Source organism: Bradyrhizobium sp. Kon10 (assembly GCF_055807395.1).
The window spans coordinates 117812-143880 of sequence record NZ_JBVVOZ010000004.1 but is presented as its reverse complement, the minus strand read 5'-3'; the positions used below and the strand labels follow the sequence as shown (position 1 = coordinate 143880).

27 protein-coding genes are annotated in these 26069 nt (G+C 63.8%); 13 read left to right on the top strand and 14 right to left on the bottom strand.

Annotated elements, in window-relative coordinates; translation table 11 throughout:
• The first annotated feature begins 4 nt into the window (after window positions 1-4).
• Window positions 5-685: an SDR family oxidoreductase gene (locus AC0L2O_RS08220; protein ID WP_473369369.1), complete on the top strand. Its 681-nt coding sequence runs from the start codon at window positions 5-7 to the stop codon at window positions 683-685.
• Window positions 686-738: 53 nt separating this feature from the next.
• The gene (locus AC0L2O_RS08215) at window positions 739-936 is read left to right on the top strand and encodes a hypothetical protein (protein WP_369724180.1); all 198 of its coding nucleotides are present in this window, start codon (window positions 739-741) and stop codon (window positions 934-936) included.
• Between the two features lie 257 nt (window positions 937-1193).
• Here the strand turns inward: AC0L2O_RS08215 and AC0L2O_RS08210 are convergent, their stop codons facing one another.
• Window positions 1194-1541 carry a GrlR family regulatory protein gene (locus AC0L2O_RS08210; protein WP_369724182.1) on the bottom strand — a complete coding sequence of 116 codons (348 nt, stop codon included), beginning with the start codon at window positions 1539-1541 and terminating at the stop codon, window positions 1194-1196.
• A gap of 124 nt (window positions 1542-1665) precedes the next feature.
• Between AC0L2O_RS08210 and AC0L2O_RS08205 the strand changes: the two genes are divergently transcribed.
• Both AC0L2O_RS08205 and AC0L2O_RS08200 read left to right on the top strand, forming a co-directional pair.
• Window positions 1666-2352, top strand: a complete 687-nt coding sequence (locus tag AC0L2O_RS08205; protein ID WP_369724184.1) for a DUF2161 domain-containing phosphodiesterase — start codon at window positions 1666-1668, stop codon at window positions 2350-2352.
• Between the two features lie 110 nt (window positions 2353-2462).
• Window positions 2463-2768 carry a hypothetical protein gene (locus AC0L2O_RS08200; protein WP_369724186.1) on the top strand — a complete coding sequence of 102 codons (306 nt, stop codon included), beginning with the start codon at window positions 2463-2465 and terminating at the stop codon, window positions 2766-2768.
• Between the two features lie 61 nt (window positions 2769-2829).
• On the opposite strand, the gene AC0L2O_RS08195 is transcribed toward AC0L2O_RS08200, so the two are convergent.
• From AC0L2O_RS08195 to AC0L2O_RS08165, 7 genes are all read right to left on the bottom strand, one after another.
• Window positions 2830-3414 (bottom strand): GNAT family N-acetyltransferase, encoded by a 585-nt coding sequence (locus tag AC0L2O_RS08195; protein WP_473369517.1) that lies wholly within the window; start codon window positions 3412-3414, stop codon window positions 2830-2832.
• 194 nt (window positions 3415-3608) lie between these two features.
• A complete protein-coding gene (locus AC0L2O_RS08190) occupies window positions 3609-4010 on the bottom strand; it encodes a PaaI family thioesterase (RefSeq protein WP_473369368.1) in 402 nt (133 codons plus the stop codon).
• Between the two features lie 115 nt (window positions 4011-4125).
• Window positions 4126-5328, bottom strand: coding sequence for a kynureninase (kynU, locus tag AC0L2O_RS08185; RefSeq protein ID WP_473369367.1), 1203 nt, complete (start codon window positions 5326-5328; stop codon window positions 4126-4128).
• 22 nt (window positions 5329-5350) lie between these two features.
• Window positions 5351-6190, bottom strand: coding sequence for a tryptophan 2,3-dioxygenase (gene kynA, locus AC0L2O_RS08180; RefSeq protein ID WP_369724191.1), 840 nt, complete (start codon window positions 6188-6190; stop codon window positions 5351-5353).
• Between the two features lie 27 nt (window positions 6191-6217).
• Window positions 6218-7027 carry an alpha/beta hydrolase gene (locus tag AC0L2O_RS08175; protein ID WP_473369366.1) on the bottom strand — a complete coding sequence of 270 codons (810 nt, stop codon included), beginning with the start codon at window positions 7025-7027 and terminating at the stop codon, window positions 6218-6220.
• 223 nt (window positions 7028-7250) lie between these two features.
• On the bottom strand, window positions 7251-8528 hold the full coding sequence (locus AC0L2O_RS08170; RefSeq protein ID WP_473369365.1) for an ArgE/DapE family deacylase: 1278 nt from the start codon (window positions 8526-8528) through the stop codon (window positions 7251-7253).
• Window positions 8529-8580: 52 nt separating this feature from the next.
• On the bottom strand, window positions 8581-9306 hold the full coding sequence (locus tag AC0L2O_RS08165; RefSeq protein ID WP_473369364.1) for a pyridoxamine 5'-phosphate oxidase family protein: 726 nt from the start codon (window positions 9304-9306) through the stop codon (window positions 8581-8583).
• A 75-nt stretch (window positions 9307-9381) separates the two neighbouring features.
• Between AC0L2O_RS08165 and pdxR the strand changes: the two genes are divergently transcribed.
• Window positions 9382-10854 carry a MocR-like pyridoxine biosynthesis transcription factor PdxR gene (gene pdxR, locus AC0L2O_RS08160; RefSeq protein ID WP_473369363.1) on the top strand — a complete coding sequence of 491 codons (1473 nt, stop codon included), beginning with the start codon at window positions 9382-9384 and terminating at the stop codon, window positions 10852-10854.
• A 67-nt stretch (window positions 10855-10921) separates the two neighbouring features.
• The gene (locus tag AC0L2O_RS08155; RefSeq protein ID WP_369724200.1) at window positions 10922-11167 is read left to right on the top strand and encodes a DUF6719 family protein; all 246 of its coding nucleotides are present in this window, start codon (window positions 10922-10924) and stop codon (window positions 11165-11167) included.
• A 12-nt stretch (window positions 11168-11179) separates the two neighbouring features.
• On the opposite strand, the gene AC0L2O_RS08150 is transcribed toward AC0L2O_RS08155, so the two are convergent.
• Both AC0L2O_RS08150 and AC0L2O_RS08145 read right to left on the bottom strand, forming a co-directional pair.
• Window positions 11180-11542, bottom strand: coding sequence for a hypothetical protein (locus tag AC0L2O_RS08150; RefSeq protein WP_369724201.1), 363 nt, complete (start codon window positions 11540-11542; stop codon window positions 11180-11182).
• 35 nt (window positions 11543-11577) lie between these two features.
• Window positions 11578-11985 (bottom strand): hypothetical protein, encoded by a 408-nt coding sequence (locus AC0L2O_RS08145; RefSeq protein ID WP_473369524.1) that lies wholly within the window; start codon window positions 11983-11985, stop codon window positions 11578-11580.
• Between the two features lie 176 nt (window positions 11986-12161).
• Here AC0L2O_RS08145 and AC0L2O_RS08140 point away from each other — a divergent pair, with 176 nt between their 5' ends.
• Window positions 12162-12371: a hypothetical protein gene (locus tag AC0L2O_RS08140; protein ID WP_473369362.1), complete on the top strand. Its 210-nt coding sequence runs from the start codon at window positions 12162-12164 to the stop codon at window positions 12369-12371.
• 11 nt (window positions 12372-12382) lie between these two features.
• Here the strand turns inward: AC0L2O_RS08140 and AC0L2O_RS08135 are convergent, their stop codons facing one another.
• Window positions 12383-12931 carry a CreA family protein gene (locus AC0L2O_RS08135; protein WP_369724206.1) on the bottom strand — a complete coding sequence of 183 codons (549 nt, stop codon included), beginning with the start codon at window positions 12929-12931 and terminating at the stop codon, window positions 12383-12385.
• Between the two features lie 208 nt (window positions 12932-13139).
• Here AC0L2O_RS08135 and AC0L2O_RS08130 point away from each other — a divergent pair, with 208 nt between their 5' ends.
• The 4 genes from AC0L2O_RS08130 (at window position 13140) to AC0L2O_RS08115 (ending at window position 17224) form a co-directional block, all read left to right on the top strand.
• Window positions 13140-14816 carry a L,D-transpeptidase gene (locus tag AC0L2O_RS08130; RefSeq protein WP_473369361.1) on the top strand — a complete coding sequence of 559 codons (1677 nt, stop codon included), beginning with the start codon at window positions 13140-13142 and terminating at the stop codon, window positions 14814-14816.
• Between the two features lie 91 nt (window positions 14817-14907).
• The gene (locus tag AC0L2O_RS08125) at window positions 14908-15477 is read left to right on the top strand and encodes a glutathione peroxidase (protein ID WP_369724209.1); all 570 of its coding nucleotides are present in this window, start codon (window positions 14908-14910) and stop codon (window positions 15475-15477) included.
• 180 nt (window positions 15478-15657) lie between these two features.
• Window positions 15658-16662, top strand: coding sequence for a polysaccharide deacetylase family protein (locus tag AC0L2O_RS08120; protein ID WP_473369516.1), 1005 nt, complete (start codon window positions 15658-15660; stop codon window positions 16660-16662).
• A 7-nt stretch (window positions 16663-16669) separates the two neighbouring features.
• Window positions 16670-17224, top strand: a complete 555-nt coding sequence (locus AC0L2O_RS08115; RefSeq protein ID WP_409189041.1) for a dihydrofolate reductase family protein — start codon at window positions 16670-16672, stop codon at window positions 17222-17224.
• Between the two features lie 214 nt (window positions 17225-17438).
• Here AC0L2O_RS08115 and AC0L2O_RS08110 read toward each other — a convergent pair whose 3' ends face one another.
• From AC0L2O_RS08110 to aspS, 3 genes are all read right to left on the bottom strand, one after another.
• On the bottom strand, window positions 17439-17891 hold the full coding sequence (locus tag AC0L2O_RS08110) for a DoxX family protein (RefSeq protein WP_473369360.1): 453 nt from the start codon (window positions 17889-17891) through the stop codon (window positions 17439-17441).
• A gap of 321 nt (window positions 17892-18212) precedes the next feature.
• Complete coding sequence (locus AC0L2O_RS08105; protein ID WP_369724215.1) at window positions 18213-20522, bottom strand: NADP-dependent malic enzyme; 2310 nt, start codon at window positions 20520-20522, stop codon at window positions 18213-18215.
• A 506-nt stretch (window positions 20523-21028) separates the two neighbouring features.
• Window positions 21029-22801 carry an aspartate--tRNA ligase gene (gene aspS / locus AC0L2O_RS08100; protein WP_473369359.1) on the bottom strand — a complete coding sequence of 591 codons (1773 nt, stop codon included), beginning with the start codon at window positions 22799-22801 and terminating at the stop codon, window positions 21029-21031.
• 196 nt (window positions 22802-22997) lie between these two features.
• On the opposite strand from aspS, the gene AC0L2O_RS08095 reads away from it, so the two are divergent.
• Window positions 22998-24473, top strand: a complete 1476-nt coding sequence (locus AC0L2O_RS08095) for a protein adenylyltransferase SelO (protein WP_473369358.1) — start codon at window positions 22998-23000, stop codon at window positions 24471-24473.
• A gap of 371 nt (window positions 24474-24844) precedes the next feature.
• The gene (rnd, locus tag AC0L2O_RS08090) at window positions 24845-25996 is read left to right on the top strand and encodes a ribonuclease D (protein ID WP_369724220.1); all 1152 of its coding nucleotides are present in this window, start codon (window positions 24845-24847) and stop codon (window positions 25994-25996) included.
• Window positions 25997-26069 lie beyond the last annotated feature (73 nt).

The window sequence follows — 26069 nt, the reverse complement described above, 5'->3', positions numbered from 1 at the left end:
GATGATGCAAGGCAAGGTTCTGATCGTAACCGGTGCGCTGGGCGCACTTGGAAAGGTGGTCGCGGACATCGCGCAGTCGCGTGGCGCGCGGATCGCCGGCATCGATCACGCGCCAACTCAAACACCCGCGACCGCCGAGCGTATCGAGATCGGCAGCGTCGATCTATCGGACGCGGCGCAGGCGAAGGCGGCGGTCGAGGCGGCGGCAAAGCACTTCGGTCAGCTCGATGCCCTGATCAACATCGCCGGCGGCTTTGCCTTCGAGCCCGTCGGTGACGGCGACATCACGACGTGGCAGCGCATGTATGCGTTGAACGTGCTGACGGCGCTCAATACCGCGCGCGCGGCGCTGCCACATCTCGCTGCCGCGAAGGTAGGCCGCATCGTCAACATCGGCGCCATGGGCGCGCTCCAGGCGGGCGCAGGCATGGGGCCGTATGCGGCGTCGAAGGCAGGCGTGCACCGCCTCACCGAAGCGCTGGCCAATGAATGGAAAGGCAAGGTCACCGTGAACGCGGTGCTGCCTTCGACCATCGACACCCAGGCCAACCGCACCAGCATGCCGAAAGCGGACTTCTCCAAGTGGGTGATGCCGCAGGAGCTTGCCGAGGTGATCCTGTTCCTAGCGAGCGATGCCGCGAGCGGCGTCACTGGCGCGCTGATCCCGGTAAGCGGACGGGTGTAGGTTTGGTGGCCAGGCATCTTTTCCCGGCCCCCCTGCGCTGCTATATTTGAACAATGACAACCGAAGATATCGAACGAGCGATCGAACGACTTGCGCCTGACGAATTGGCACGGTTTCGTGCATGGTTCGAGCAGTTCGACGCAGAGCGCTTTGATCAGGCTCTGGAGCAAAGCGCTCAAGCGGGCAAGCTCGATGCCTTCGCCGAGGAGGCGCTGAGCGCCTATCGCGCCGGCCAGACCCGCGAGTTGTGAAACACACGGCGTCGCCCAGATTCTGGAAGGCTTATGAGGCTTTGCCCGTCAATGTTCGACGGCTCGCCGATGCCAATTTCAACCTGTTGAAGAGCGATCACAGCCATCCCTAGCTTCAGTTCAAACGGGTCGGACGATACTGGTCCGCCAGAGTCGGATTGCGCTATCGCGCTCTCGCTGTCGAGGCCGACGGAGTCTACGTCTGGTTCTGGACCGGCTCGCATGCCGACTATGACCGTCTTGTGCAATGAAAGAAGTCAATCCGGCACCAATAGCCGCAGATTGCCTCTGAAGCGGATACTCTGCTTGCCCGCAAGTGCGATGCCCTCGCCGTAGGCGGTCTCGTCTGTGTAGGTGCCGCTGAAGCCGATGGTCACGATCTTGCGGCCCCACACCGGACGCTCGTCGAACGAGGGCGAGTGCTCCTCGTTGGTCAGCTCGCCCTTCCATTTGCCGTCGGCAGAGCTGTAGGTGCCATACGCGTAAAAAAAGGAATCCCCACCCCGCATGGTGCCGTCACGGAGCACCATGACGCCCTGATTGCCGCCCTGGACAGCATCCAGCATCTCGATCCGGATGTGGTAGAGCCCGTTCCTGATTGTCATTTCGCAAGCGCCCGCCTGTTCCCGCCCGCAAGATAACCGCACCGCGTGTTCCCATCAAATGGCCCCTCGGCCCGAGTCCGATCCGGGCTAAACTGCCGGCACTGATTCTCCGATCGGACCTGCTGTGGAAACCGCGCTCTATCTGCCCGTCAAACGCTTCCTCGAAGAGCTCGGCTTCACCGTGAAGGGCGAGATCGGCGGCTGCGATCTCGTTGGCCTGAGCGCCGGCGATCCGCCTGTGGTGGTGATTGGCGAGCTCAAGCTCGCGTTCAATCTCGAACTGATTTTGCAAGCGGTCGATCGCGCGCCCGCCGGCGACGAGGTCTGGATCGCCGCAAAAATGTCGGTGCGCGGCAAGGGGCGCGAGAGCGATGCGCGCTATCGCAATCTCTGCCGACGCCTGGGCTTCGGCATGCTCGGCGTCACCGACGGTGGCCTTGTCGAGGTCTTGGTGAAGCCGCCGACGGCGGCACCGCGCCGCGAGCCGAAGACGCGCTCGCGCCTGGTCGCCGAACATCAGCGCCGCCAGGGCGATCCCGTGCTGGGCGGCAGCACGCGGACGCCGATCATGACGGCCTATCGCCAGCAGGCGCTGGCCTGCGCCTCGGCGCTCGCCGAAGGGCCGAGACCGGTGCGCGTGTTGCGCGAGCGCTGCCCCGATGCAGGCAAGATTCTGCTGCACAATGTCTACGGCTGGTTCGAGCGCGCCGAGCGCGGCATCTATCGACTATCGGAAGCCGGCCACGCCGCGCTCAAGCGCTGGCCGCAGGCGCCGGTCCGCTCCACCGCACGCGAGGCAGCGATGCCCTAGCGAGGGGCAAGCTGGCGGAGTCTGAGCGCATAGCTGAGATGCCACACCAAATTCATATTGCAATGCAACATAGACCGCACTAGGTATCCCGGGATCGAAACGAGGCACCTATGAACGCAGACTGGAATACCAAGTACGGCACGCGGCGCGTCCGCCACGATCCGCCCACCCTGGACGAGGCGATCTTCGCCGCCGTCGGCATCACCGACGATCAGGAGCAGCAGGCCGAGATCGCCGCGGCCTTGATGGGAATGCCGCTCGATGTCGTTCAGGCCGAGGTCAAGAAACAGGTCCGCACCAACAGCCGCATCAGCTCTACCCGCGTGATCGCCGGCGAACAGGGCGCGCAGCGCTCGGTGGTGGTCGAACGCCGCGTCGTCCGCCGCTTCGGCAATGACAAGCGCACCGGCACCTGACGCGCTATTTCGTTGACGTAGATACCAAAGCGGACCGGCGTTGCCGGTCCGCTTTTTGTTTCTACACGGCGCGGCTGGGGTACATGCTCGAGATGAGCTTCCACCAGGTAGAATTGAAGCTGAGCAAGGCGCGGCCGGCCGTGAACGGCGCTGCTGCGAGATCGGCAAGCTCGGCTTCGGGCGTCTTGCCAAGGTCGATCGTGCCGGTGGATTCCCCATGGCGGAATTGCAGATGCGCACCAAACTTTTTGGCAAGCGCGCGCATGGCGTGATTCTCTGCACCCGTCGTGATCCTCAGGCGCTTGAAACCTTTCCAGCGCGCTTCGGCGATCAGGCGGCTGAACAGCACGGTGCCCACGTTCTGACGGCGCGCGGAGGCTTCGACGCTGAAGGCGACTTCGGGCAGCGAATCATCCTCCGGCGGATGCAGTTCGGCCGCGCCGCGGACCACGCCATCGACGATATAGGCGACGATCACGGTGCCGTCCTCGGCGCAGCGGGCGGCGTAACGCTCGATGAAGCTGTCGTCGAGAAAACCGTTGAAGCGGTCATGCCGGCTTTCGGCATCGAGCCTGAGCAGGTGATCGCGCAGAAGCGGCAATTCTTCCTGCTGGCTCAAGGTCCGCACGTAGCCCGGAACGGGCATTGTGCGGGTGGTGGCTTCGGGTGCCAAAGTTAGTTCGAGTGACAAGTCAAAACTCCTCTTGGTATCCCTCGAGGAGGCGTTCGAATCCCTAGACCTCCAATATTGTGCGTCGCAGCAAAACTTTCAAGACCGGAACCTGCTCAAGTTAGGGGCACTGGCGCGACCAATTCGTTAACGAAATCAAAGCCCCGTATTCATACGAGGACAAGCTGGGTCTGGGTAACCACGGCGACCAGCTTGCCATCCTCGGTCTCGAGCCGCGTGGTCCAGACTTGGGTCCGCCTCCCCCGGTGAACCGGGGTCGTGGTCGCGATGATCGTCGCTCCCTCCTTGGCCCCACCAATGAAATTGGTCTTGCTCTCCAGCGTGGTCGTGCCCTTGGCGTCCTCAGGCAGGTTGATCACGGTCGCGGCCGCCCCGACGGAATCGGCCAGGGCCATGACTGCGCCGCCGTGAATCGTGTGATGAAGGGTGCAGAGATCGGGCCTGACCGTCATCCGCGCCACCACGCGATCCTTCTCGGCTTCGACGAACTCGACGCCCTTGAGCTCGGCGAACGGCATCTTCATCGCTTTAAGCTTCTCAAGCGCCGTCATCGGATCTCCTCCCAAATCATTTTGTCTCAACGTGAATGGCTTCGATCAGCAAGGCAATGACGCTCGAGGTAATGGCCTCGCCGCGCTGAACGAGGCCGATGGCGCCCATCTCAGGCTACGTCACCACATTGACCACCTGATATTCTGGCCGGCGCCACATCTCACCGGCAATCACCTCTTCGATGATCTCCGCCGCCCGTACGATCTCGCCTTCGCCGATGTACAATGGCGTGATGCCAAATCGCATGATGTCGGGCGCGCGAAAATCGCCAATCACGCCACGGGCGATCAGAGCCTGCATGGCGGCGTAACCATTGCCGAAGGCGAAGGAGACTTGCGAGCCGCGTCGCGCGTGCGCGCGCGGCGTCACCAGCTTCAGGGCCGGGCAGCGGCGCTCGACCTCGGCTATCAGCAGATCACCCAATGCGAGCGAACGCGCGCGCACGTCCGCCATGTCAATTTGATCCCAGATATCGAGCGAGGCCTCCAGCGCCGCCATCGCCAGCACCGGCGGCGTGCCGACGCGCATGCGCTCGACACCGCCGGCCGCGGCATAGGCCAGATCGAACGCAAACGGCTTTGCGTGCCCCATCCAGCCGGACAGCGCGGCGCGCGCGGAGCCAGCGTGGTGTGGCGCGACATACAGAAACGCCGGTGCGCCGGGACCGGCGTTGAGATATTTGTAGGTGCAACCGGCGGCGAAATCGGCACCGCAGGCCGCAAGATGGACCGGCAGCGCGCCGGCCGAATGGGCGAGGTCCCAGACGGTGACGATGCCGAGCGCATGAGCATTTGCCGTCAGCTTCGCCATATCGTGGCGGCGGCCGGTGCGGTAATCGACCTCGGTGACGTAGAGCACCGCGATCTCCTCCGACAGCGCGGCCTCGACCTCTTCTGGCGCCACCAGGCGCAATTGATGCCCGCGTCCGAGTGTCCCGATCAGGCCTTCGGCCATGTAGAGATCGGTCGGAAAATTGCCTGTGTCCGACAAGATGATCTTGCGTTCCGCCTTCATGTCGAGCGCAGCAGCGAGCGCCTGATAAACCTTCAGCGACAGCGTATCGCCGATCATCACCGAGCCGGCTTCCGCGCCGATCAGCCGTGCAATGCGGTCGCCGATGTGGCGCGGCTGCACGTACCAGCCCGCACTATTCCAGGCGCGGATCAGTTCATCGCCCCACTCCGCGGTGATGACGCGACTGACGCGCTCGGCAACCCCCAGCGGCAGCGCACCGAGCGAATTGCCGTCGAGATAGATCACGCCGTCCGGCAGATGAAACAGCGCCTTGGTGTCCTCGTAGACGCGAAGCTTGGTCATTGGACATCTCTATTGGACATCTCTAGAGAATGGTGCGAACGCGCCAGAGTTCGGGGAACAGTTCGATCTCCAGCATGCGCTTGAGATAGCTGACGCCGCCAGTGCCGCCAGTGCCGCGCTTGAAGCCGATGACCCGCTCGACCGTGGTCACGTGATTGAAGCGCCAGCGCCGGAAGTAATCCTCGAAATCGACCAGCTTCTCCGCGACCTCGTACAGCATCCAATGCGTCTCGGGTGCCTCGTAGACCTGGTGCCAGGCCTGGAGCACGCCCTCGTTGAAGCTGTGGGTCTCGCGGATGTCGCGTGCCAGCACCGCGGCCGGCATCTTGAGGCCGTTGCGATCCGCAAGCCGCAGCACCTCGTCATAGAGGCTCGGCGTCGCAAGCTCGGCTTCGAGCAGTTGCATCACCTCTGCATCATGCGCATGCGGCTTCAGCATCGCGTGATTACGATTGCCGAGCAGATATTCGATCAGGCGGTACTGGAGCGACTGGAAGCCCGAGGACTGGCCGAGCTTTGAACGGAAGCGCGTGTATTCGCTTGGCGTCATCGTGCGCAGCACGTCCCATGCGCCGTTAAGCTGCTCGAAGATGCGCGACACCCGCGCCAGCATCTTCATGGCGGGGGCGACCTCGTCCCGGGAGATCGCGCGGCGCGCAGCCGTCAGCTCGTGGATCGCGAGCCGCATCCACAGCTCCGTGGTCTGATGCTGGATGATGAACAGCATCTCGTCGTGAGCTTCGGACAGCGGATGCTGCGCGCCGAGAATCGCATCCAGCGCGAGATAATCGCCATAGGACATGCGCCGGGCGAACTCGGTCTCGGCACCTTCTCTGCTGGGATCGTAACCGCTGGACGTCATGGCAAGCCCTTTCGATCATCCCTCTCGTCAGTCGAGGCCGATCAGGCGCGCGGTGATCGACGACGAGGGATCCTTCAACCCATCGATCACGGTGAAATGGTTGAGCCCGGGATCGACGACGAGCCGCGTCGGCACGTCAAAACCTGTCCAGATATTGGCCATCAGATCGGACTGCCGGATGAACTCCGGCCGCTCGCTACCGCCGACCCAGGCGGTGACCGGGGAATGGCCACGCGGCTGATGCAGCGCGGCGCTCTCGAGCGTGGCTTCCTCCACGGTCATGCGCAGCGTCTCGTTCATCCTGGTCTTGAGCAGCGGCCGCAAGTCGTGCAGCCCGCTGATCGAGAGCGTGCCGGCAATGCGGTTGTAGACGGCAGGGTCGAGCCCGCTGTCGTCGCACAGCATGCGCGTGACGAGATGACCGCCGGCGGAATGGCCCGCAAGCCGGATGGGGCCGGCGGCAACCGAAGCCGCCTTGGCGATTGCGGCGGTGACCTCGGCGGTGATTTCGGAGATGCGGGCGGCCGGGGTCAGCGTGTAGCTCGGCAGCGCCACGGTCCAGCCATGATGCCGCGCGCCCTCGGCAAGGTCGGTCCAGTCCGACTTGTCGAAGCGCATCCAGTACCCACCATGGATGAAGACGATAAGGCCCTTGCTGTCGCCGTCGGGCAGGATGAGGTCGAGGCGCTGGCGTTCACGGGAGCCGTAGGCGATGTCGGGACGAAAGCCCTTCAACCCGGCGCGGTAATCGGCCGCCCGCTCCGCCCACAGCGCCGGCAGCTTCTCGGAGCCCGGGATATGGGCCGAATTGGCGTAAGCATCGTCCCAATCGCGCATCGTTACTTCCCCGGCGGACTCAAGGCCTTGCGATCAGGCGCCAGTCTGCCACCGGCTGAGCCAGCATCCTAGTCTTTATTTTAAGCTTAAAGTATCTTGGTGAGCCGGTGGATTGGGCAACCCCCGTCATTGCGAGCGCAGCGAAGCAATCCAGAATCTTTCCGCGGGCGGCGGTCTGGATTGCTTCGTCGCAAGGGCTCCTCGGAATGACGGCAGAAGGCCCCTACGCCTGCTCCACCCCGCACCACTCCGCGATGAACAGCGCCATGGCCTTGGTCGTCTTCTTCAGCGACTCCAGCTCGACATATTCGTTGAAGCCGTGCATCTCGCCGCCGCTCGCGCCAAAGCAGAGGCTGGGGATGCCGTAATTGAGGCCGTAGAAGCGGGTGTCGGTGAGTGCAGTGAACACCAGGTCTTCGACCGCGCCGCCATAGACCTTGTTGAAAGCCTTGCCAAATGCAGCTTCGGGCGCCGCCGCGTCGGTCAGTTCATAACCTTCCGACAGGAAGCCCGACCATTCGATCTCCGGCGGATTGTTGGCGAGGAAGCGGTGATTGCGTGAGGCGGCGGCGACGCAAGCCAGAATTTCCTTCTGGTGATCGGCCACCGACCAGCCCGGCAGGATCGCGATACGACAGTCGACATCGCACCACGCCGGCACGCTGGACGCCCAGTCGCCGCCCTTGATGATGCCGGGATTGAAGTTGATGGGATGGTTCAGCGCCTTGAAATAACGATCGGCCTTCGCGCGCTCGTTCCACTCGATCTCGAGCTTTTGCAGGGCATGGACGAGATGATACGCCGCCATGATCGCATTCGACCCCGAGCCGGCAAAGGCGACATGGGTCGGATGCCCCTTCACACGCAGGCGAAACCAGATTACGCCGACCTGCGAGCGGACCATCTTGCCGCCGGTCGGCTCCGGGATAAAGCAGGCGTCTGCCCGGTAGCCGCGCTGAAGCGTCGAGAGCGCACCGACCCCGGTGCTCTCCTCCTCGATCACGGATTGGAAGTGAATTCGCGCCGTCGGCTTGAAACCTGCGGCCTCGATCGCATCGAGCGCTGAGAGCGCGCCGATCGTGCCGGATTTCATGTCACAGGCGCCGCGTCCGAACATCTTGCTGTCCTTGATGACCGGCGAGAAGGGCGGCGTCTCCCACAATTCCAGCGGCCCGGCCGGAACCACGTCGCAGTGCCCCTGGAGGATCAGCGACTTGCCGCCATTGCTCCGCGGACGGTAGGTCCCGACCACCGAACGTGCTTTGGAGAAGTCGTGCTCGATCGGTCCGAACCCGCGCAAATCCTTGAGATCGTCGACATGGATGTGCCAGTCGTCGACCTCATAGCCGCGCTCGCGCAGGAGATCGCCGATCATGTCCTGGCACGGTCCCTCGGCCCCGCGGGTCGATGGGATCGCGACGAAATCACGTGTGGTCGCAAGCTGGGCTTCGAAGCCGGCATCGACGGCGTCGAGAATCCGCTGCTGCGTATCGGGGTTCATCAGGCTACTCCGGGCATCCAGTTGATCGAAGGAGCGCCCAAACTAGCCGATTTCAACCGTTCGGGTACTCCACAAAATAGGCCTCCCGCAATGCATCTTCGAGCAGTCGGCCTTCCGAATAGCTATTCAACGTCGCCGGTCGCGTGACACCGTCGAGCAGGCGCGGGCACGGTTCGGGCGCGCCGAGCACACTGCGCACGGGAATGCGCTCGGCATAGATCGGCAACGCGTAATCTTCGTCGTCGTCCGCAACACCCTTGGCGCGGATTTTTGCCGAGGCCTCCTCGATCTCCATCGCGATAAAGGAGGTCGCCTTGATCTCCTGGCTGTTGCTCTGGCGCAGGCTCGCGGTGCGACCTGGGAAGAAGCGGTCGACCATCGCGATTACCGCGCGCGCTTTCTCCTCGGGGTCGGTGACGAGATAGGCGGTGCCGAACGCCATCGCCGCGCGGTAATCCGCGGAGTGGTTGAAGCCGCAGCGCGCCAGCACGAGGCTGTCGAGATGGGCGACGGTCAGGCAGACCCGCTCGCCTTTGGTCTGGTTGCGCAGCATGCGGCTGGCGCTGCTCCCATGCCAATACAGCCGTATTCCCTCGCGCCAGAAGAACGTCGGCGTGCAGTAGGGCTGGCCGTCGATCGCGTAGGAGACGTGGCAGAGCATTGCGGAATCCAGGATGCGATGAACGGTATCGTGATCGTAGAAGCCGCGATCGTGAAGGCGTTTGACCTGGTTGCGCGCGGAGGTCGGATAGGAATTTGAGATCTCAGCTTGGCTCACGGCCGCTCCTGTCGGAATTGGTAGAACTCCAAGCCAGTTGTAGCGGCGGATTTGGTCTGCGATAGTGCCAATTCCATGCAAAAAATTCCGACCAATTTTGGCCTCTCGCCGGCGAAGGCCGAGCTGCCCCTGGACCTCACCGGGCCTCACATCACCGCCGCGGCCTCCGCGGCGCACCGGCTCTACCAGGCCCTGTGCGAGATGATCGTTGGCGGTCTCGTCAAGCCCGGCGAGCCGCTGCCGCCGTCGCGAACGCTGGCAACACAAACGGGCTTCCGGCGAAACGCCGTGGTCACGGCCTATGAGCGCCTGATCGCCGACGGCTTTGCCGAGGCGACGGTCGGCTCCGGCACCTTCGTCGCCGCACGCATTCCGGCCCGCGCAGCCACCCCGAAAAGATCGAAGGTGATGATCGAAGCACCGCGACAGGGCGCGCTCTCGCTCGGCTGCACGCATATTGACGAGCGCGCGGTGCAGCGCTTTCGGGCCTTCGTCGGCCGGCGCATGCGCGCCTTTGGCACCGAGCATCTCCACTACGGCGATCCGCGCGGCAGCCGCGAGCTGCGTGCGGCGATCGCCGATCATTTGTTGTCGGCGCGGGGGCTGCGCTGTGACCCCGACCAGATCATGCTGACCTCCGGCACGCTGCATACGCTCCGCATCGTGCTCGGCACCATTCTGGAGGCGAACGACCAGGTCTGGTGCGAGGACCCCGGCTATCCAATCGCGCGCAGGACCATCGCGCAGTGCGGCTACCGCGCAGTCCCCGTTCCTGTCGACGCGCACGGGCTGCACATCGCGAAGGGACGCGCGACGGCTCCCTCTGCGCGCGCGGCCTACGTGACGCCGTCGCACCAGTTTCCACTGGGTGTGCAAATGTCGATGCCGCGGCGGCTCGAACTACTGGACTGGGCGAAGCAGGCCGGCGCCTTCGTGTTCGAGGACGATTACGACAGCGAGTTCCGTTATGACGGTGCGCCGCTGATGTCGCTGGCCGGTATCGACCACCTCCAGCGCGTGATCTACATGGGTACGTTCGCCAAAACGCTGTTTCCGGGCTTGCGCATCGGCTATTGTGCCCTCCCCGAGCGCATCATCGCGGATGTCGCCGCGGCTCGCGCGGCACTCGACCGCTTTCCCGGAACGCTGATGGAAGGCGCGGTGGCCGATATGCTGAATTCCGGCGTATTCGCGGCAAACCTGAAGCGCGTGCGAAAACTCTATCGTGAGGCGCGCGACGCGCTGGCCGAGACGCTCGAAGCCGCATCAGACGGGGCACTGTCGGTACCGGTGCCCTCGCAAGGCCTGCACCTGGTCGCGCGATTCGATCCGTCAGTTGCTCCTGCGATTGCGGCGGAGGCGAAACAGGCGGCGGGCACGGAAGGCTGGCTGCTCGCCGATACCTACGCGCGAGCGCGGCCCTTGCCGGGCTTCGTGCTTGGATTTTCCGGGCATGCGGTTCCGCAACTCGTCGCCTGCGCCGCGCGGCTTGCGCGGGAATCGCGCGCTGCCCTGCGCGGCAAAGGCAGATCGACCCGGCGGGCGTGACGAAGGTTCACTATCAGAATCGCGCGCCGCCTCCTACATTGCGGCATCGATGCCGGGATCTCACACCATGCTGCTGCGCGTTGCGACTAGCCTCCCGCTCCTCATCGCCCTGGCGCTTGCGACCGCGGCGCGCGCGGGCACGGTCGGACGCGAACAGGATATCGTCGATCTTAAGCTCGGCCAGCGCGTGCAGGTGGACGACGGAACCTGCCCGGCCGGACAGGTCAAGGAAGTGCGCGGCGCGAAGATGACTAACCAAGGCGTCTCGCGGACCACCTCCTGCGTGGCGCGGTTCGGTCCCAAGTCGAAATGACGAGCTGAAGCGTTACTTGGCCGGGTCGAACATGCACTGCAAGGTCGGCTTGGCGATCTTGGTGAAGGTAGGCCCAATCTCGTTCTGCTTGGATGACGGTATCCAATCCGTCTCGATTGTCGGCACGCCAGTCTCGCTGATGCCGCGCAACAGCGCTTCGCGCAGGTCGCGATCCTCGACGACGGCGGCGGCATGATCATGCAGGCAACCGCAGACCTCTTCCGGGTGCTCCCAGCGCCCGAGCATGCGCGGCGCGCATTGCCTGACGAATTCGGTACGCGGATCAGGTAGTCTGGAGGGGGAGCGCACCTGCGCCTGGACGGAACTGATCGTCAGAAAGGACATGAGCGCTGCGGCGCAGAGACGAACAAGCATGATGGCCTTTACCGGCTGATTTTCTTATTGAGGGATCAGAAGCGCGCGGCGACAACAATTGGTTGCGGCGCCGTGGTCGTCACCGGCGAGCCGCTATACTGGAATGTGCCGACGCCCGGCAGACTACCGTCGGGAGTGCCTGCAAAGGAGGAGCCGACGAGCACGAAGCCAAAAGCAAGGATCAGGCTGAGTGCGCGCATGGACTTATCTCCAGGTTCCGTTTGCCGGCAGTGCGCCGTGGTCGTTGTGACGCTGATAACCATGCGCGGTTTCTTCCGTGATGCGCCAAAAACCGAAAATGGTTTCATCCTTGCCGGAATTGTTTCGTCGCATCGAAGGCAACGAAACATTCGGCGGAAAACCGCAATGATTTCAGGTCGGTCGCACTGCAGATCAAAGTAGCTTGGCAAGCTCCCTTCGCCCCAAAAGCGTACCGCGCGCATGCCATTGTCATGTGGGCGCCTCAAGCACTTCACATGCATTTTACGTTTCTCTGCTGAAGAGAGACCCAAACGAGGGCTGGGCTGTCGAACCGGGGGCGTGTCCGTCGACACCCAAGTCATCGAAACCGAGAAGCACCGGATCAGCACCGGGCACGTTCATTTGCAGGATGGCCAACATGACGGTGGGACATCGCGCAACGGCGCGCGACGCGGCCCAATGGACAGACCGCGCCAATCAACAGCCGGTTCGCAACCGTGCCGGCTCGCCTGGCGAGATGGCGCTGCAATCCGGCCGCGGCTACGAGGCTGCGCCGCAGGCGTTCGTCCGGCTGACCGGCTCACATCTGGCGAAACCGCGAATCAGCCGCGCGGTCCCCGGTGAGTGATCGCAAGCGCGTCACTGAGTGAAAAAATCGCCGCACTTCTGGACGTTCGCATCAGCCGGTCCCCACGGCATGATCGGCACCGTCGAGGTCGAGTTCTTCGGCGAGCCCTCGATCAGCTTGTCTGAATAGACCATGTAAACTAGCACGTTGCGTTTGGCATCGCAGCCGCGCACGATTTGCATCTTCTTGAAGAACAGCGAGCGGCGTTCACGGAACATATCGTCGCCCTGCTCCATCTTGTCCTTGAACTTGATGGGCCCGATTTGGCGGCAAGCCAGCGAGATGTCCGAGACCTCCTCAGCGAGGCCCAGCCAGCCCTTGAAGCCGCCCTTTTCCGGCACGGTGAAATGACAGGCCACGCCCTCGACCTCGGGGTCGTCGAGGCCATAAGTCGCGAGCTTGTCGTTTGGGCTCATCCATTTGAACACGGTAGAGCGGCGGAAGATCAGATCCGGCTCGTCGGCGGCGGATGCCGACGCCGCTGGCACGGCCAGCAGCAGAAGGAATAAAGCGAAACCTTTCAAGCGGATGCTGGAAAGAGCGGGGAAACGAGATGACATGCAGTTCTCCGGTCACAAGTTCCCGCAATGTAGGCATCCGACCGCCCTTCAGGAAGGCGACCGGCAGCCCATCCCGACCGCCGTTTACCGGTCCGTGAGGCTTTTTTGCTACGGTTCGGACAAAAGTAGCTGATGGCAGAACTGCCGTGCTGGTGAACGCGTATTCCCTCTGTGAGACTAACGTCTGATTTGGATTATGGATTCGAGGATGAATAGCGTGAACGGGTCTGGTTTTTCGGCCAAGCCGGCGCGACTCTGGCAGGTCGCCATTTTGACGGCGGCGGGTGCGTTCGGCACGAGCAGCCAGGCAGACGCAGCATTTTATTATTGGCCGGATTATTCCAATGGGGCCTACGGCCTGCAGGAGCGGCGTCCCGAAGCGCCGCGGCAGAAGCCGCAGAAGCGCGGCACGGCAGCCGGCAAGAAGGACGCCGTCGTCGAAAAGGAAGCCGGCGCGAAGCCGCAGGGGCCGCTGGTCATCGTCGTCTCCATCGAGCGGCAGAAAGTGACCGTCTACGACTCCAAGGGCGCGTTCGCGGAGTCTCCGGTGTCGAGCGGCATGAAGGGCCACTCCACCCCGATGGGCGTCTTCAGCATCATCCAGAAGCACAAATTCCACCATTCCAACATCTACAGCGGCGCGCCGATGCCGTACATGCAGCGGATCACCTGGTCCGGCGTCGCCATGCATGCCGGCGTGCTGCCGGGCTATCCGGCCTCGCACGGCTGCATCCGCATGCCGATGGCATTCGCCGTGAAGATGTGGAACTGGACCAAGATGGGCGCGCGCGTGATCGTCACGCCCGGCCAGATCGCGCCGCAAAGCTTCTCCCATCCGATGCTCGTCTCGCTGCGCGTGCCGCCGCAACCGGCAGCAAGCCTCGAACCTGCGACGAGCGTTGGCGACAAGGCGGACAAGGGCGCTCCCGACCCCAGCGTCGCGGAAGCCAAGCCGGTCGAGAGGAAAACCGCCAGCGCTGACGGCGTGCTTGAGCTGCGCTCCTCGATCGGCCATACCGTGATGTCGGATGTGACCACGGGCAATGCCCCGGTCCACGAGGAAGCCGCAGCAGCGAACGCTGACATCAAGTCCGCCGGAGCCGCGAGCACCGGAACAAAACCTTCTGAAGGTGCAGAAACCACCGCGACCACGGACGAGAAGCCCGCCTCCAAGCTCGAGACTGCCAAATCGGAGCCGACCGATACGCCGAGGGCTGAAGATCCGAAGACGGAAACGGCAAAGTCCGAACCAGCGAAATCTGAACCAGCCAAGGCTGAGGCGGCCAAGGCTGAAGCGGCGCCTACCGAGAAAAAGCCCGACGCGGCCGTGACTGCAACGACACCCGCGCAAGCCGCTTCACCGGAGGCAACGAAAGACCAGACCCGAATCGCCGATCCCGCGCCCGCCGCAAAGCCGGATCTGCCGAAACGCGCCGGGCAGATTGCGGTGTTCATCAGCCGCAAGGATTCCAAGCTCTATGTGCGGCAGAATTTTTCGCCGCTGTTCGAGGTGCCCATCACGATCGCCGCGAGCGACCGGCCGTTGGGCACCCATATCTTCACCGCCGAGGTCGACAAGGCCGACCCCAATGCGCTGCATTGGTCGGTGGTGTCGCTGCCCGTCGCCGTTCGCTCCGCGGCGCGCGAGGATGATGGTCTCGTGACGCGCCGCCGGCGCGGCGCCGCCGTGATCCCCGTCGCGGCCAAGCCCGTCGTCATCCCGGACAGCCCGGCGGAGGCGCTGGACCGCCTCTCGATCCCTGCCGACACCATGGCGAAGATCAGCGAGATGCTGACCACCGGCGGTTCGGTCATCGTCTCCGACCAGGGCATCAACCAGGGCGAGACCGGCGAAGGCACGGACTTCATCGTCCGCCTGTACTGAGCACTTCGCCGCGTCAGATAACGCGGTGTTGAGCAGGCCGATCGCAGTGGCGGAGTAAGGTGCATCCCGGATCATGTCGGGGAACGTCGTCATGCCAAACCGCAGGACAGTGCTCACCACGGCGCTGCTCGCAGCTGCCACGTCGGCCACGCGCGCGCTGGCCGATGGCGGAATGAGCCGGGTGTCGGCGTACGCGTTCTCCTTCCCTGCTCTCTCCGGCGATGACATCCGCCTTGCAGCCTCCACCGGCAAGCCATTGCTGGTCGTGAACACTGCTTCACTCTGCGGCTACACCCCGCAATATGCCGGACTGCAAGAGCTCTGGAACGAGTTTCACCAGCGCGGGCTCAGTGTCATCGGCGTGCCGTCGAATGATTTCGGCGGCCAGGAGCCCGGCGGCACCAGCGAGATCTCGGAGACCGCACACCACCAATACGGCGTTACCTTCCCAATCGCCGCCAAGGCCATCGTGGTGGGGCCGAAGGCGCACCCGTTCTACAAATGGGCCGCCGAGGCGCGGCCAAGGGATGTTCCCAAGTGGAACTTCCACAAATACCTGATCGGCCGGGACGGCTATATCGCCGAGGTGTTTCCGTCTGCCGTTGAACCTGCCGACACTCGCATCAAGACGGCGATTGCCAAGGCGCTGGCCGACAGCTGATGCTGCGCTTGCAAAGCAGGCTTGAGCGTACAGGCTTGGGCACAATCGTCACGAAGCGCCAAACAGGCGTTGCAATGGCGATGGACCACCATCTAGGCTAGGATATCTGGGGCAGGAGTGGTTCTGCCGGAGGCGAAAAAGCCGCGGCCGAACAACGGGATCAATCTCGAGGACAACACGATGCGTGTGGCGGCAGGACTGATTTTAGCGAGTGCGATGTCTTTGGCGATGACAGGCGCAGCATGGTCGCAGACGCCAGCCGCGAAACCCGCGGCGGCGACGCAAGCAGTACCAGCTGCAGCGCCCGCTGCCGCCGCGCCGTCGGCAGCCCCTGCGCCGCAGGCCGCAATCGCCAATCCGCCTCCGCCGCAACAGCCTCCGCAGCCGGCGCGCGCCGCCTGCAACAATCCGAATGCGCTCGGCGTCGCCCGCACCGTCGAGATCGACACCACCGGTGGCCCTGGCTTCGGCTTCGAGCACTTCAAGGAGCTCGACTTCCTGCGCGACCACGAGGTGGTGCTGACCTTCGACGACGGCCCCTGGCCGCGCAACACGCCCGCGGTGCTGAAGGCCCTCGCAGACCAGTGCACCACCGGCATCTTCTTTCCGATCGGTCTGCACTCGACTTACGAGCCAGAGATCCTGAAGCAGGTCTACGCGGCGGGCCACACGGTCGGCGCGCATACCTGGTCGCATGCCAATCTCAACAACAAGAAGCTCACCGAGCAGCAGAGGAAGGACGAGATCGAGAAGGGCTTCTCGGCGGTGAAATGGGCACTGGGCGGCATCTCGCCCTCGCCGTTCTTCCGCTTCCCGGCGCTCCAGCATCCGCCGGAAATGGTCACCTATCTCGGCAACCGCAACATCGCGATCTTCTCCTGCGACCTCGACTCGTTCGACTTCAAGGCCTCCAAGCCCGAGAAGGTGATCGACACCGTGATGAAGAAGCTCGACAAGCTGGGCAAGGGCATCATCCTGATGCACGACTTCCAGAAGCACACTGCGGAAGCGCTGCCTGAGCTTCTGAACCGCCTCAAGGCCGGTGGCTTCAAGGTGGTAGCGATGCGCGCCAAAGCGCCCGTCTCGACGTTGCCCGAATACGACCAGGAGCTGCTCAAGGACGTCAAGCTGCCGACGGTCAGCACACGGCCGGTCAATTCCGTTGTGACCACTGTTACCGAATAGTCGGCAATTGTCTTTCCGCTTCGAAGCTTACGTTATCGTCTCCGCGGACGGCATGCTCGCCGACGCGGATCATGTGATGCCCCAGAGCCTGAAGTTCGCGGGCGACAAGCGCTTCTTCGAGCAGTCGCTCGACCGTGCCGCGCTGATCGTGCACGGCCGCAACTCGTATGAACAGCAGCCGAACTCGCCGAAGCGCAAGCGGCTGATCCTGACCCGCAAAATCGCCGCGCTTACCGTTGATCCGGAAATGCCGAACGCGACACTTTGGAATCCGGCTGACGCGAGCTTCGAGGAAGCCTGTGCCTTTGCCGACGTGTCGGCCGGCACCGTCGCGATCATCGGCGGCCCCCTGGTCTTCGATCTGTTCATGGACCGCTACGACACGTTCTGGCTGTCGGAAGCCCCCCATGTCCGCCTGCCCGGCGGCGAAGGCTGTTTCGTCGACGTGCCGGCGCGAACACCGCACGAGGTGCTGACTTCTCACGGGATGAAAGCGGGTGCGCCCTACATGCTCGACGCGGCACATGACGTGACCGTCACGCCGTGGCGTCGGGTGGGTTAGCAAAGCCCTTGGGGCTCTCGTTTCTACAAAAAACTCGAAAACAACCCCATGCAAAGTAGCCAAGTCCTTCTCGGCACAGCGATTTCGGGTTTTTCGAATGCGACTTGACCCGTCGGGCAAAACAGGCGCAAGATAGCATCATGGCAGCGCATGGGGTGGACCGAGCTCTGTGGCCGAGAGCGAGGCTCACCAGCCATAGCGCACGACGCCCGCTCTACACGTCTCCGTACGCCGCTTCGACCGGGCGCGTGGCGCGGCCGTAGCCCATGATCATGAACAGCGCGCCGATAATCGAGAGATTCTTCAGCGCATCGATCACCATCGCCGCATTGTCAGGTGCCGCCTGATTCCAGAAATCGGAGAACAGGACGGTCGAGACCGCGACGTAGATCACCATCAGCATCGCGAAGAACCGCGCGCCGAAATTCAGCGCGATCATCAGCCCTGCGATGATCTCGAGCACGCCGACCGAGATCGCCAGCAGCTGCGGCGTGGTCATGGCGGTCACCGCCTCGATCTGTTTGGCGTAAGGCGCGATCTGCTCAGGCACCACGACCTTGGTGGCGATGAAATCGGCGGTCGCCTGGATCGCGAACAGCTTGGTGGCGCCCGTATAGATGAACAGTACGGCGAACAGGATCCGCCCGAAAGTCACGAACGCTGGCATGATCGGCCTCTTGGCTCAGGCTTTTTGAATCGGCGTCTTGACGAAACTATCGACCGATTATGATGAGTCGTGCGCCGGTTTACAAACAGGGAAATGGCGAAGTGCAGGCAATTCAAAGTTGATAGAGCACAACTTCCCCTCTCCCCTTGTCGGAGAGGGTGGCTCGCCGCCTCGCGGCGAGACGGGTGAGGGGTTTCTATCGGCACGGAGAACCCTCTCACGATCTCGATTCGCGGAGAGAACCCCTCATCCGGCGCTTCGCGCCACCTTCTCTCACAAGGGGAGAAGGGAATGCACTTCCAGCGTGGCCACAGCCAATTCTCAGGTAAACAACGTCGGCTGCTGCCGCGCCGCACGCTCCTGGGCTTCCACCACGGCGACTGCGGTCATGTTGAGGATGCCGCGGGCGGTCACGGACGGGGTGAGGATGTGCGCGGGGCGCGCCGGGCCGATCAGGATCGGGCCGACGGGAAGTGCGTCCGCCAGCGACTTGATCATCTGGTAGGCCACGTTGGCGGTGTCCAGCGTCGGCATGATCATGATGTTGGCCTCGCCCTCCAGCTTGGAGTGCGGCAGCACCATTTTCCGCGCCGCGGCGGAGAGCGCGGTGTCGCCCTGCATCTCGCCGTCAGCCTCGATCTCCGGATGCTTCTCCTTCAGGAGCTGGGTCGCCCGCCGCATCTTGCGCGAGGAATCGGTGTCGTAGCTGCCGAAATCCGAATGCGAAACAAAGGCGACCTTCGGCTTGATGTTGAAGCGCTGGACGTGGATTGCCGCAAGCGAAGCGATCTCGGCAAGTTCTTCCGCGCTTGGATTGGGGCGAACTTGCGTATCCGCAATGAAGAAGGCGCCCTTGCTGGTGATCAGCAGCGCCAACGCCGCATAGTCGCTGACGCCAGCCGAGAAGCCGACGATCTCGCGGACATGACGTAGATGGCTCATGTAACGGCCCTCGACGCCGCAGAGCATGGCGTCCGCCTCCCCGCGCACGACCGCGAGTGCCGCGATCACCGTGTTGTTGGTGCGCACCACTGTGCGTGCCGCATCCGGCGTGACACCGCGGCGGCCGGCGACCTCGACATAGGATTGCACATAGGAGCGATAGCGCGGATCGTCCTCGGGATTGACGAGGTCAAAATCCTTGCCGGCCCTGATCAACAAACCGAAGCGCTTGATGCGCGCCTCCACCACCGACGGGCGGCCGACCAGGATGGGACGCGCCAGATTCTCCTCGAGCACGACTTGCGTGGCGCGCAACACGCGCTCGTCCTCGCCTTCGGCATAGATCACGCGCACCGGCTGGGTCTTGGCCTTCGCGAACATCGGCTTCATCACAAGGCCGGAGCGGAAGGCGAAGCGCTCCAACAGCGCGGTGTATTCGTCGAAATTGGTGATGGGGCGGGTCGCAACGCCCGATTCCATCGCGGCCTTGGCGACGGCGGGGGAGATGCGCAGGATCAGCCGCGGATCGAACGGGCTGGGGATCAGCGAGCCCGGGCCAAAGCCCTGGGTCTCGCCGGTGTCGAAACCTTGCGCCACCGCATCCGACGGTGCCTCGCGCGCGAGCTGCGCGATGGCTTCGACGGCGGCGTGCTTCATCTCCTCGTTGATCGCGGTGGCGCCAACGTCGAGCGCGCCGCGGAAGATGAAGGGAAAGCAGAGGACGTTGTTGACCTGATTCGGATAGTCGGAGCGCCCGGTGCAGATCATCGCGTCGGGGCGGGCTTTCCGCGCCTCCTCGGGCATGATCTCCGGCGTCGGGTTCGCGAGCGCCATGATCAGGGGCTTGTCGCCCATCGCCTTGGCCATCTCCGGCTTGAGCACGCCCGGTGCCGAAAGCCCGATGAAGATATCGGCGCCGCCGATGACGTCGGCGAGCGTGCGCTTGTCGGTCTTCTGCGCATAGACCGCCTTCCAACGGTCCATCGTGGTGTTGCGGCCCTCGTGCACGAGGCCGTCGATGTCGCAGACCCAGATGTTCTTGCGCTGCGCGCCCATCGAGACCAGGAGATTGAGCGTCGCGAGCGCCGCGGCCCCTGCGCCCGACGCCACGATCTTGACCTCCGACAGCTTCTTGCCGTTCAGCCGCAATCCGTTGGTGATGGCGGCGGCGACGATGATGGCGGTGCCGTGCTGGTCGTCATGAAAGACCGGGATCTTCATGCGCTCCTTCAGCTGCGTCTCGATCTCGAAGCATTCCGGTCCGCGGATGTCTTCGAGATTGATGCCGCCGAAGGTCGGCTCGAGTGCCGCCACCGTCTCGACCACGCGCTCGATGGTATCGGCGGCGATCTCGATGTCGAACACGTCGATGCCTGCGAATTTCTTGAACAGGACCGCCTTGCCCTCCATCACGGGCTTCGAGGCCAGCGGACCGATATTGCCGAGGCCGAGCACCGCAGTGCCGTTCGAGACCACGGCGACCAGATTGGAGCGGATCGTCAGGGTCGCCGCTTCCGCCGGGTTCTTGGCGATCTCCATACAGGCGGCGGCAACGCCCGGCGAATAGGCCAGCGCGAGGTCGCGCTGGTTGGCCAGCGGCTTGCTTGCCTGGATCTCGAGCTTTCCGGGACGCGGCAGCCGATGATAGGCCAGCGCCGCCTGGTGGAGATCATCAGAATAGGACGACATGCGGTGTCTCGCCTCGCGTTACCGGCCTCAAAATACGTTGTCCTGACCGGCCTGTCGCGGGGCTCGCGGTATTCCGGGTCATGGAAACGGGATGAAGCACGCCCGGCGCCCCGGTGGCAACATCCGATTGCGTCCCCATCAACAGACCGCGCGGTCAAACGTTTGAAATCCATAGCTATCGCTGGACCGCACACAGCTTTGCGAATATGGCAGGTTGCGCGGCGCACAACAGGCAACGAGGCATCGACCGGGCTGTAAGAGTACCCGCCAGGCGAATGCCAGAGGGGCTCACGGAGCATCGTCATGCTCCGTCATTGCGAGCGAAGCGAAGCAATCCAGAGTCCCTCCGCGCAAAGATTCTGGATTGCTTCGCTTCGCTCGCAATGACGATGTGGAGGGAGCTGGCGCAATATCAGCCGGATTGACCGCGGAGAGCCCCCCTCAACCGCCTCGCATCTTCGATGCGAGGCGGCCTCTCCGCGCGCGCGGGGAGAGGCGAAGCAAGATCACTTCTGCGGCAGGTTCACCCGCACATGCAGCTCGCGGAGCTGCTTGGTCGTCGCTTCCGACGGCGCGCCCATCAGCAAGTCCATGGCCTGCTGGTTCATCGGGAACAGCGAGATCTCGCGCAGATTGTTGGTGCCGCAGAGAAGCATCACGATGCGGTCGACGCCCGCGGCCATGCCGCCATGCGGCGGCGCGCCGTACTGGAAGGCGCGGTACATGCCGCCGAAGCGCTCGACCACTTCCTGCTCGCCATAGCCCGCGATCTCGAACGCCTTCACCATCGCTTCCGGCACGTGGTTGCGGATGCCGCCGGAGGCGATCTCGTAGCCGTTGCAGGTGATGTCGTACTGGAACGCCTTGATGGTCAGCGGGTCCTGGCCCTTCAATGCATCGAGGCCGCCCTGCGGCATCGAGAACGGGTTGTGCGAGAAGTCGACCTTCTTGTCCTCCTCGTTGTACTCGTACATCGGGAAGTCGACGATCCAGGCGAGCTCGAAGCGCTCCTTGTCGGTGAGGTTCAATTCCTCGCCGACCTTGTTGCGGGCGAGCCCCGAGAATTTCCAGAACTTGTCGGGATCGCCGGCGACGAAGAAGGCGGCATCGCCTTCCTTCACGCCGATCTGCGCGCGGATTGCGGCAGTACGCTCAGCCCCGATGTTGTTGGCGAGCGGACCGGCGCCCTCGCCGCCCTCGCGCCACATGATGTAGCCGAGGCCGGGCTGGCCTTCGCCTTGCGCCCAGGAGTTCATACGGTCACAGAACGCGCGGCTACCGCCGCCCGGCGCGGGGATCGCCCAGACCTGGTTCTTGGGGTCTTCGAGCATGCGCGCGAACACCTTGAAGCCGGAGCCGCGGAAATGCTCGGAGACGTCCTGCATCTCGATGGGGTTGCGCAGGTCCGGCTTGTCGCTGCCGTATTTGCGCAGCGCTTCGGCGAACGGAATGCGGCGCCAGCCCTTCGTCACCGGCTTGCCCTTGGCAAACTCCTCGAACACGCCGGTGATGACCGGCTCCATCGCCGCGAAAACGTCCTCTTGCGTGACAAAGCTCATCTCGACGTCGAGCTGATAGAACTCGCCCGGCAGGCGGTCGGCGCGCGGGTCCTCGTCGCGGAAACAGGGCGCGATCTGGAAGTAGCGGTCGAAGCCCGACATCATCAAGAGCTGCTTGTACTGCTGCGGCGCCTGCGGCAGCGCGTAGAATTTTCCCGGATGGATGCGCGAGGGCACCAGGAAGTCGCGCGCGCCTTCCGGCGAGGACGCGGTCAGGATCGGGGTGTTGAACTCGAAGAAGCCCTGCCCCTCCATCCGCCGGCGCATCGACTTGATGATTTCGACGCGCGTCATGATGTTCTGGTGCAGCTTCTCGCGGCGCAGGTCGAGGAAGCGGTACTTCAGGCGGATGTCCTCGGGATATTCCTGATCGCCGAATACCGGCAGCGGCAGGTCGCCGGCAGGGCCGAGCACCTCGATCTCGCTGACGTACACTTCCACCTTGCCGGTCGGCAGATCGTCATTGTCGGTGCCCTCGGGGCGGCGCCGTGCCTTGCCGTCCATCCGCACCACGTATTCCGAGCGCAGCTTCTCGGCCTGCGCAAATGCCGGCGAGTCCGGATCGACCACACACTGGGTCAGGCCGTAATGGTCGCGCAGGTCGATGAACAGCACGCCGCCATGGTCGCGAACGCGATGGACCCAGCCCGAGAGGCGAACCGTCTCGCCGATGTTGCTCTCGCGGAGCGCGCCGCATGTATGTGACCGGTAGCGATGCATGGTCGTCCCAAAATCAATGTCGGAGGGGTCGAATCGGACGGCCTGAAACGACCGGTCCGAACTTGCGGCAGGGTTTACCCGACGAGGCCGGGGGCGGCAACCAAGGGGACGGCCTGTTTTTGGGCCCGAAGTCCCCATTTTCGGTTCTTCCCGACCGACCCTTTGCCGATGAGCGTTCCAAGCCTATCTTGAGCCCATGACAATCCATTTCCCGTTCCAGAACTCCTACGCGGCGCTTCCGGCGAACTTTTTCGCCCGGGTCGCGCCGACCCCGGTGGCGGCGCCCCGACTGATCAAGCTGAACCGCCCGTTAGCGGTCCAGCTTGGATTGGATCCGGACCTTCTGGAGACCCCGGAAGGTGCGGAAATCCTGGCCGGGAAACGCATCCCGGAGGGCGCCGACCCCATCGCCATGGCCTATGCCGGCCACCAGTTCGGGCAGTTTGTTCCCCAGCTAGGCGATGGCCGAGCGATCCTGCTCGGCGAGGTCATTGACCGGGACGGCATCCGCCGCGACATCCAGCTCAAGGGAAGCGGGCCCACCCCGTTCTCCCGACGCGGCGACGGCCGTGCCGCGCTGGGACCCGTCCTGCGGGAATACATCGTCAGCGAAGCGATGTACGCGCTGGGCATTCCAACCACGCGCTCGCTCGCAGCCGTCATTACCGGCGAGCACGTCATCCGCGAGACCGCGCTCCCCGGCGCAGTGCTGACGCGTGTGGCCTCGAGCCACATCCGCGTCGGCACGTTCCAGTTTTTCGCCGCGCGCCGTGACACCGACGCGATCCGCCGGCTCGCCGATCACGTCATCGCCCGTCACTATCCGGAGCTACTCGATGCCGACCGCCCCTATCACGCGCTGCTCGCCGGCGTGGTCACGCGCCAGGCCGAGCTCGTCGCGCGCTGGCTGCTGGTCGGCTTCATCCATGGCGTGATGAACACCGACAACAGCTCGATCTCCGGCGAGACCATCGATTACGGCCCCTGCGCCTTCATGGACGCCTACAATCCCGCGCAGGTGTTCTCCTCGATCGACGAAACCGGCCGCTACGCCTATGCCAACCAGCCCCGCATCGCGCTGTGGAATCTGACGCGATTGGCCGAGTGCCTGCTGCCGCTGTTCGGAGAAGAGCAGGACAAGGCGATCGAGCAGGCGCAGGAGATTCTGGGCGCATTCCCCGACACCTTCAGCAAGGCTTATCAGGCAGGCTTGCGCAGGAAAGTCGGCCTCTTCACCGAGCGCGACGGCGACGAGGCGCTGATCCAGGACCTGCTCGATGCCATGGCGAAAAACCAGACCGACTTCACCCTCGCCTTCCGCAAGCTTGGCGACGCCGCAGCTGATCCTGCGACGGACGTTGCGCGCGCCCAGTTCATGGACCCGGCGTCCTTCGACGAGTGGGCCAAACGCTGGCGCGAGCGCACGGCTCTGGAGCCGCAGACCGCGGCCGAGCGGCAGGCCGCGATGCACGCCGTCAATCCGATGTTCATCCCGCGCAACCACCGCGTCGAAGCGGTCATACAGGCGGCTGTGAACAACGACGATTATGCGCCGTTCGAGGAATTGGTGAAGGTGTCGGCCAAACCGTACGAGGAGCAACCCGTCTACGCCGCCTACGCCGATCCGCCGCTGCCGGATCAGCGGGTGTTGCAGACGTTCTGCGGGACGTGAGGCTGTTTCGGGATTTGCAGAACGACCCGGCGGCCTGTTAACTCCCCGTCCACCATTCGGCTCGCGCCGCCGCTAGGTAACCATGAGAATTAACAGACCCTCAACGCGACCCCGACAAGTCTATCGGACTTTCGGGGGATTTTGCCGTGGATCTGTTGGTTTTCGAGTTCCTGGGATTGGCGCTGGTCGCCATGTGCGTGGTCGTGGTGGCGCTGCCTTGCGCGCGAAAACCGTCGCGGCGGGTCCGCTACGAGTAGGATTTCGCTGACGGACCCGATTCCGGTCCAAATGCAAGGCTCGAATTCGCTACGAGCCCCTTGACATCACAGCGCTTTCGGCAGAACGGCTGATATAAATGTCATGGGCCGTTCATGGATTTGATTACCACCACCGCTGACCTCGCGGCTGCCTGCAGCCGGTTGGCCAAGCACCCCGTCATTACCGTCGATACCGAGTTCCTGCGCGAAACCACCTATTACCCGCTGCTGTGCGTGGTGCAGATGGCAAGCGCCGAGGAAGCGATGGTCATCGATACCCTGGCCGAGGGGATCGACCTCAAGCCGTTCTTCGAGCTGATGGCGAATGAGCGCGTGCTGAAGGTATTCCACGCCGCCCGGCAGGACATCGAGATCATCTGGCACCAGGCCAACATCATCCCGCATCCGGTGTTCGACACCCAGGTCGCGGCCATGGTGCTCGGCTATGGCGACAGCATCGCCTATGACCAGCTGGTCGAAAAGGTCACCGGCCACCGCCCCGATAAAACCCACCGCTTCACCGACTGGTCGCGCCGGCCGCTGACCAAGGAGCAGATGCACTACGCGGTGTCCGACGTGACGCATCTGCGCGACGTCTTCGCCGCGCTCGATGCCGACCTGAAGAAGCGCCATCGCAGCGAATGGGTCTCCATCGAGATGGAGGTTTTGACCTCGCCCAAGACCTACGACTTCCATCCCGAGCGCGCGTGGGAGCGCTTGAAGACACGCGTGCGCAAGCCCAAGGACCTCGCCGTCCTGATGGAGGTCGCGGCCTGGCGCGAGCAGGAGGCGCAGAGCCGTGACGTGCCGCGCGGCCGCGTGCTGCGCGACGAGGCCGTCAGCGATATCGCGACCCACGCCCCGAACACCATCGAAAAACTCGCGCATCTGCGCTCGGTACCGAAGGGTTTTGAGAAATCCAAATGGGGCGCGGATATCGTCGCCGCGGTCGAGCGCGGCCTGGCGCGGGATCACGCCACGCTGCCGAAGCTGGAGAAGCCGCGCAACAATTCCAACGGCGCGGCCACCGTCGAGCTTCTGAAGGTCCTGTTGCGCATGACCGCGGAGCGCCATGCGGTCGCGAGCAAGGTGATCGCAACCGTCGACGATCTCGAGGAGATCGCGGCCGACGACGAAGCCGACGTGCCCGCCTTGCGCGGCTGGCGCCGTGAGCTGTTCGGCGAGGCTGCGCTGAAACTCAAGCGCGGCGAGCTGGCGCTGGCGATCGAGAAAGGTCGCGTGGTCGGGGTGAAGCGGCCGGAATAGGCCGCGAGCGCTTTTTGTGGCTGGCGCAATGCCAACCACATCGTCATTGCGAGCGCAGCGAAGCAATCCAGAG